We start from the raw sequence: 6,884 nt of genomic DNA, 5'->3' as shown, positions 1-6,884 counted from the left end.
GAACGCTGGTAGCGCTCGAACAGCTCGGTGGAGAAGTGACCCGCCCGGTCCTGTGGAACCCGCAGCTCAAGCTTGCCCACCCGGGTGACCAGGGTGCGGCCGTAGTAACCCGAGCGATACCCAAGGCGCTCAGGCGTGCGTTCGCCCTTCGAAGCACCCAGCGCCTCCTCCATCTCGGCCTCGAGAACCTCCTGCATTACCGCACGGATCACTTCGTGCAGCCCCTCCGGGTTCGAAAGCAGAATGTCTTTGACGGCAGCGCTGGTCGATTTACCTTCTGTCTTGGTCATGGTGGCGTTCCTTCCAGGGAATCGGTGACGTTGAACATCACCAGCCTGCCATGACCGCCCTCTCTCAGCGAATTTGCAGAACTCTCAGCACACTACCGGCGCTCAACTCCTCGCCTTCAGCTCCAGCCGCCGTGCGTGCAGCACCGGTTCCGTATAGCCATTCGGCAGCTCGCGGCCCTTGAACACCAGATCGCAGGCGGCCTGGAAGGCGATTGAAGCGTCGAAGTCGGTGGCCATCGGGCGGTAGAGCGGGTCGCCGACATTTTGGAGGTCGACGATCGCTGCCATGCGCCGCAGCGAATCCATCACCTGAATTTCGGAGCAAACCTTGTGGTGCAGCCAGTTGGCGATGTGCTGCGAGGAGATGCGCAGCGTGGCGCGGTCTTCCATCAGGCCGACATCGTTGATGTCGGGCACTTTCGAGCAGCCGACGCCCTGGTCGATCCAGCGCACGACATAGCCGAGAATGCCTTGCGCATTGTTGTCGAGCTCGCGCTGGATCTCGTCGGGGGTCCAGTTCGGCCGCACCGCCACCGGCACCGACAATATATCATCGAGCTTCGCCTTCGGCCGGCTCTTGAGCGCCGCCTGGACGGCATGGACATCGACCTTGTGATAGTGCGTGGCGTGGAGCGTCGCCGCTGTCGGCGACGGCACCCAGGCGGTGTTGGCGCCGGCCTTGGGATGGGCGATCTTCTGTTCCAGCATCGCCGCCATCAGATCCGGCATTGCCCACATGCCCTTGCCGATCTGGGCATGACCGGCGAGCCCGCATTCGAGCCCGATGTCGACATTCCACGCCTCATAGGCGGAGATCCAGGCGGCCTGCTTCATGTCGCCCTTGCGGATCATCGGCCCGGCTTCCATCGAGGTGTGGATCTCGTCGCCGGTGCGGTCGAGGAAGCCGGTGTTGATGAACACGACGCGTTCCTTGGCGGCGCGGATCGCCTCCTTGAGGTTGACGGTGGTGCGCCGCTCCTCGTCCATGATGCCCATCTTGATGGTGTTTGCCGCCATACCGAGCAGCGCTTCGACGCGGTCGAAAATCTCGACTGCGAAGGCGACTTCCTCCGGCCCATGCATCTTCGGCTTCACCACATACATCGAGCCCGCGCGGGAATTCATCCGACGCCCGTTGGCGCCGACATCGTGCAGCGCGATCAGCGCCGTCATCGCCGCATCCAAGATGCCTTCCGGCACCTCGTTGCCATCGCGGTCGAGGATGGCCGGATTGGTCATGAGGTGACCGACGTTTCGCACCAGCATCAGCGAGCGGCCAGGCAAGCTCAGCGCGCCACCACTGGGCGCGGTCCAGGCGCGGTCCGGATTGAGCTTGCGCGTGAAGGTTTTGCCGCCCTTGCTGATTTCCTCCGCCAGATCGCCCTTCATCAGGCCGAGCCAGTTGCGGTAGACGATGACCTTGTCCTCGGCATCCACCGCCGCGACCGAATCCTCGCAGTCCTGGATGGTGGTCAGCGCCGATTCCAGGATCACGTCGGCAATGCCGGCCGGGTCGGTGCGGCCGATCTGGTTGGTGCGGTCGATGAGGATCTCGATGTGCAGGCCGTTCTGGACCAGCAGGATGGCTTCCGGGTTGGCGCCGTCACCGCGATAGCCGGCAAATTGTTTCGGGTTGGCCAGCGTCGTGCCGCTGGCGCCGGCGCCGAGCCGCAAGGTGCCACCCGAAACCGTCAGCCCGTTCACGCCGGCCCATTTGCCCGAGGTGAGCGGCACGGACTCGTCCAGAAAACTCTTCGCCCAGGCAACCACCTTGGCGCCGCGCACGGGGTTGAAGCTTTTGCCCTTCTCGGCGCCACCGGTCTCGGCAATAGCGTCGGTGCCGTAGAGCGCATCGTAGAGCGAGCCCCAGCGGGCATTGGCGGCGTTGATCGCATAACGCGCATTCATCACCGGCACCACCAGCTGCGGCCCGGCAACGGTGGCGATCTCGGGGTCGACATTGTCGGTCGACACGGAAAAGGCCGGCCCTTCGGGCACGAGATAGCCGATCTCACGCAAGAAGCTTTTGTAGCCCTCCATATCGATGGGCGCGCCATTGGCGCGGTGCCAGGCGTCGATCTGTTCCTGCATGGCGTCGCGTTTGGCCAACAACGCCCGGTTCTTCGGCGCGAGATCATGGACGATGGCCGAAAAGCCGTTCCAGAAGACGTCGGCGGCAATGCCGGTACCCGGCAGCGCTTCGCCGACAAAGTCATGCAGTTCGCGGGCAATCCGCAATCCGGCGATCTCGACGCGATCGGTCATCAGGGCTTCTCCAGATGAAAGGCTTTGCGGCCTTTGGCATGTCGGGGGTGAGGGGTCAATTCAGCTTAGGGTGAAGGCGGGGAATTTGAAGCTGCTGATCTCCCCCCTCGTGGGGGAGATGTCCGGAAGGGCAGAGGGGGGCGCGAAGGAACGCAAACCTTTCCATGACCGATCGAAACAGGCCGAGTCGCGGGGTTGAGCGTCGATGAGAGGTCGGCGGGACAGCGCCCCCCTCTGGCCTGCCGGCCATCTCCCCCTCAAGGGGGGAGATCGACTGCGCCACTGTTGGCGCCAGTTCCTCCGCCAGCCGCTTGATGCGCTCTACCCGCTCGCCTTGCGTGCCGAGCTTGGCGTGGAAAGTCACCCCGAGATGGTCGAGGCGGGCCATGCGTTGGTCGAGCGGCTTTTTCAGATCGAGCCCGAACTTTTCCGCCGATGCTTCAAGCTGCTCGAGATCGGGCAGATCGCCCTGGTCGGTCCGCCAGAAGTACAGCGCATCCGACAGGCGCGCGCGCACCACCTTGCCGTTGCCGTGCGCGATCTCCTTGCCGCCATCCTTCGCCTCGATGTTGGCGGTGAGGATGAACCGGTTGGAAAGGTTTTCGCCGTCGCCTTGCGGACGGGTGACAAAGCATTTCTGATTGGCGCGAATGGTCAGCCGCACCACCTCGGGCGGAATGGCAAGAAAGGCCTGCTCGAATTCGCCCATCAGCACCACCGGCCATTCGACCAGGCCCGACACTTCTTCCAACAACCCTTCGTCCTCAACCAGGTCGAGCCCGTTGGCGAAGGCGAGGTTGCGGGCGTCGGCAAGGATGATCTCCTTGCGGCGGTCGCCATCGAGCACGACCTTGGCTGCTTCGAGCTTGGTCACGTAATCGTCGAAGCGGCGCACGGTGATTTCACCCGGCGCCATGAAACGATGGCCGTAGGTGATATTGCCCGAGCGGATGCCATCGATCTCGAAATCGACCACCACCGGCTCCTCGGTCTCCGGGCCGAAGGTGCACAGGATCGTCTGCAGCGGCCGCACCCAGCGCAGCGAACCGGGCTTGGCTGAAGCCGGCCCCCAGCGCATCGATGTCGGCCACGGGAAGCTGCGGATGATGGCCGGCACCAGTTCGGCGACGATTTCTTCCGCCGCCCTGCCCGGCTTCGAAATATGGGCGACGTAGAAATCTCCCTTCTTCGGATCGGAATGGACATGCGCCTCGGCAACCGAGGCAAGGCCTGCCTTGCGCAGAAAACCCTGCACCGCCTGTTCCGGCGCCGTCGTCGACGGCCCCTTGATCTCCTCGTGGATATCCTTCGAGCGTGCGGTCAGGCCCCTGACATCGAGCGCCAGGCGCCGCGGCGTCCAGTATTCGCGCGCGGCGTCATAGGTCAGACCCGCCTCGACCAGACCGTCGGTCAGCATCTTCCTGAGATCGCCCGCCGCCTTGCGCTGCATGCGGGCGGGAATTTCCTCGGAGCGGAGTTCCAGCAACAAATCCGGCATCAGAGTTTCTCCACCCGCATGCCTTCTCCCTGATTGCGCGTCCTCGCGCCTCCGGCGCTGCGGTTGCGCGGCCGGGCGGGGATTTCCTCGGAGCGAAGTTCTAGCAAAAGATCAGGCATCAGAGTTTCTCCACCCGCATGCCTTCTTCCTGATTGCGCGTCCTCGCCCCTCCGGCGCTGCGGACGCGCGGCTGGGCGGGGATCTCTTCCGAGCGGAGTTCTAGAAGCAGATCAGGCATGGTCAGGCTCCCACCCTCCCCTCGATGGGGAGGGTCGGCGCGCAGCGCCGGGGTGGGGTGGCGACCTCTCAGCCGCCGATACCTTCGGCACCATCGCGCAAACGCAGGTGTGATTTTCGTTCTTCCACCGCCGCATAGATCGTATCGAGCACGGAATCCAGTTCGTTTTTGATTTCATGGTTCCAGAAGCGAATGACGCGGTAGCCTTGGCTCTCGAACCATTTCGTTCGACGCTCGTCATGGTGCTGCTGGTCATCGAAGCTGTGATGGGCACCGTCCACCTCAATGATCAGCTTCAGCCGGTGGGAGATGAAATCAGGGAAGTAAACGCCTACCGACGCCTGCCTGCGAAAATGAGTGCCTTCTACTGGAATGCGCCACAGATGCCGCCACAGGATGCGTTCCTCGTCGGTCATCGCCGCGCGAAGCCTTTGCGCAGACTGCAGCTTGAATCGATCGAGTTTTGGCATGGAACGTCGCGCTGTCNCCCGCCGCTTCGCGGCGACCTCCCCCATCTAGGGGGAGGTAAGAGGGCATAGCAACTCGGCTGACCGCTGTTTCCAGAAATTTTGACCGCCCCTGTCGGGCCGCAACCAGCCCGCCCGTCCTTTGATCAAAGATTTCCATGAACCAAACGCAGCGCTGAAGCGACGAACGCTCAGGCAGGGAACTTATTGGCTGAACGACCATGAAAACGGCATCGAGACTTCTCCAGATCATCGCGCTCAGCGCCTGTCTCGCCGCGCAGGTGCATGGCGCCTTCTCGATGCCGGGTGTGCGGCAGGCTATGCGGACCATGGCGGGATCGTCTGGCCAGTTCTCGGCGCCAATCAACATTTCCCCCGAAATGATGAAGTGAGCCTCAGGCGGCGAGCCCGCCGGCCTGGGTCTGCAAAAATGCCTCGCCGCAGGCTTTCGCCAGATTGCGCACCCGCAGGATGTAGCTCTGCCGCTCGGTCACCGAAATCACGCCGCGCGCGTCGAGCAGGTTGAAGACGTGGCTGGCCTTGATGCACTGGTCATAGGCCGGGAAGACCATGCGGTGCATCGGCAGATTGTCGTTCGAAGCCGGGGCGCCGGCCGCGAGCAGCGCCTTGCATTCGGCTTCGGCGTCCTCGAAATGCCTGAGCAGCATGGCGGTGTTGGCATATTCGAAATTGTGCCTGGAATATTCCTGCTCGGCCTGCAGGAAGACATCGCCATAGGTGACTTTTTCGGCGCCTTCTCGGCCATTGAAGTTGAGGTCGTAGACATTGTCGACGCCCTGCACATACATGGCCAGCCGCTCCAGGCCGTAAGTCAGTTCTCCCGCCACCGGCGCGCATTCGATGCCGCAGACCTGCTGGAAATAGGTGAACTGCGACACTTCCATGCCGTCGCACCAGCACTCCCAGCCGAGCCCCCAGGCGCCAAGCGTCGGGCTTGCCCAGTCGTCCTCGACGAAGCGAATGTCGTGCAGCAACGGATCGACGCCGATCGCCTTGAGCGAGCCGAGATAGAGTTCCTGCAGGTTCGGCGGGTTGGGCTTCAGGATCACCTGGTACTGGTAATAATGCTGCAGCCGGTTGGGGTTTTCGCCGTAGCGGCCGTCCTTGGGCCGGCGCGAGGGCTGGACGTAGGCGGCGTTCCAGCCCTTGGGCCCGAGCGCGCGCAGCGTGGTGGCCGGATGGAAGGTGCCGGCGCCGACTTCCATGTCGTAAGGCTGCAGGATGACGCAGCCATAGGCGGCCCAGTAATTGTGCAGGGTCAGGATCAGCCCCTGGAACGAGCGGCTGGGGTGCATATGGGCTGGACTGTCTGACGTCACGGCGGCCTCGGAAAGCGCTGAAATGATGACATTCCCTAGTTGCCGGGCCGGCAAGCGTCAAGGCAGCGCCTATCGCCGCCTTGATGAGAGGTTGAACGCTTTGCTTCGGACTGGCCCATTGCCGGACGGTGCCGGTGGCCGTTTGCTCGCCCAGCTTCAACGACAAAGGTTCAGCCATGCAAGGCCAGCTCACCGTACGCCCCGTCACCCGAGAGGATTACGAGCAATGGCTGCCGCTGTGGGACGGCTACAATGCGTTTTACGGCCGCTCGGGCGAGACCGCCTTGCCCGGTGACATCACTGCAATGACATGGTCGCGCTTCTTCGATGCCTATGAGCCGATGCATGCGCTGGTCGCCGAGAGCGAAGGCAAGCTTCTCGGCCTTGTCCACTATCTCTACCACCGCACCACGACGGCGATTTCGCCGAACTGCTATCTGCAGGATCTCTTCACCAATGAGGCGTCGCGCGGCAAGGGCGTCGGCCGGGCACTGATCGAAGACGTCTATACCAGGGCGCAAACCGCAGGCTCCAGCCGCGTCTACTGGCTGACACACGAAACCAACCACACGGCGATGAAGCTCTACGACAAGATCGGCGATCTCTCGGGGTTCGTCGTCTACCGAAAGCTGTTCTAGAATGAGCGCCAACGCTGGGTCTGCGCCGCGTCGCTTCGCTCCTTGCTCCGCCATAGAATGACGATCGCGATAGGGCGTCTCTATCTCTTTGTTTCTGTCGCAATTCCGAACGGAAAACCGCGCACACTTTCCTGGAATTGCTCTAAGA

6 protein-coding genes and 1 pseudogene are annotated in these 6,884 nt (G+C 62.9%); 2 read left to right on the top strand and 5 right to left on the bottom strand.

The genetic code is table 11. The features are described 5' to 3' along the window. From X757_RS0133985 to X757_RS150210, 4 genes and pseudogenes are all read right to left on the bottom strand, one after another. The coding region (locus X757_RS0133985; protein ID WP_031251322.1) for an IS256 family transposase at positions 1-290 on the bottom strand (290 nt) is incomplete at its 3' end. Positions 291-392: 102 nt separating this feature from the next. Further along, positions 393-2,555, bottom strand: coding sequence for a malate synthase G (locus X757_RS150200; protein WP_023726402.1), 2,163 nt, complete (start codon positions 2,553-2,555; stop codon positions 393-395). A gap of 280 nt (positions 2,556-2,835) precedes the next feature. Next, a pseudogene (glyS, locus tag X757_RS150205) lies at positions 2,836-4,053 on the bottom strand (glycine--tRNA ligase subunit beta); the annotation flags it as partial. A gap of 306 nt (positions 4,054-4,359) precedes the next feature. Then, positions 4,360-4,761 (bottom strand): endonuclease domain-containing protein, encoded by a 402-nt coding sequence (locus X757_RS150210; RefSeq protein WP_023668463.1) that lies wholly within the window; start codon positions 4,759-4,761, stop codon positions 4,360-4,362. Positions 4,762-4,979: 218 nt separating this feature from the next. On the opposite strand from X757_RS150210, the gene X757_RS1000000168530 reads away from it, so the two are divergent. After that, complete coding sequence (locus X757_RS1000000168530) at positions 4,980-5,150, top strand: hypothetical protein (protein ID WP_023726399.1); 171 nt, start codon at positions 4,980-4,982, stop codon at positions 5,148-5,150. A 3-nt stretch (positions 5,151-5,153) separates the two neighbouring features. Here X757_RS1000000168530 and X757_RS150215 read toward each other — a convergent pair whose 3' ends face one another. Next, the gene (locus X757_RS150215; protein ID WP_023687115.1) at positions 5,154-6,098 is read right to left on the bottom strand and encodes a glycine--tRNA ligase subunit alpha; all 945 of its coding nucleotides are present in this window, start codon (positions 6,096-6,098) and stop codon (positions 5,154-5,156) included. 176 nt (positions 6,099-6,274) lie between these two features. On the opposite strand from X757_RS150215, the gene X757_RS150220 reads away from it, so the two are divergent. Further along, on the top strand, positions 6,275-6,736 hold the full coding sequence (locus X757_RS150220; protein ID WP_023684366.1) for a GNAT family N-acetyltransferase: 462 nt from the start codon (positions 6,275-6,277) through the stop codon (positions 6,734-6,736). The last annotated feature ends 148 nt before the right edge of the window (positions 6,737-6,884 follow it).

The organism is Mesorhizobium sp. LSHC412B00 (assembly GCF_000503035.1).
GTDB lineage: Bacteria > Pseudomonadota > Alphaproteobacteria > Rhizobiales > Rhizobiaceae > Mesorhizobium.
Note: the sequence above shows the minus strand (reverse complement) of the source record. Positions and strands in the feature narration are given on the sequence as shown.

Excerpts from the sequence above, each read along its gene's own strand:
- X757_RS1000000168530 (WP_023726399.1), top strand. The coding sequence starts at position 4,980 with ATGAAAACGGCATCGAGACTTCTCCAGATCATCGCGCTCAGCGCCTGT.
- X757_RS150220 (WP_023684366.1), top strand. The coding sequence starts at position 6,275 with ATGCAAGGCCAGCTCACCGTACGCCCCGTCACCCGAGAGGATTACGAG.
- X757_RS150210 (WP_023668463.1), bottom strand. The coding sequence starts at position 4,761 with ATGCCAAAACTCGATCGATTCAAGCTGCAGTCTGCGCAAAGGCTTCGC.
- X757_RS150200 (WP_023726402.1), bottom strand. The coding sequence starts at position 2,555 with ATGACCGATCGCGTCGAGATCGCCGGATTGCGGATTGCCCGCGAACTG.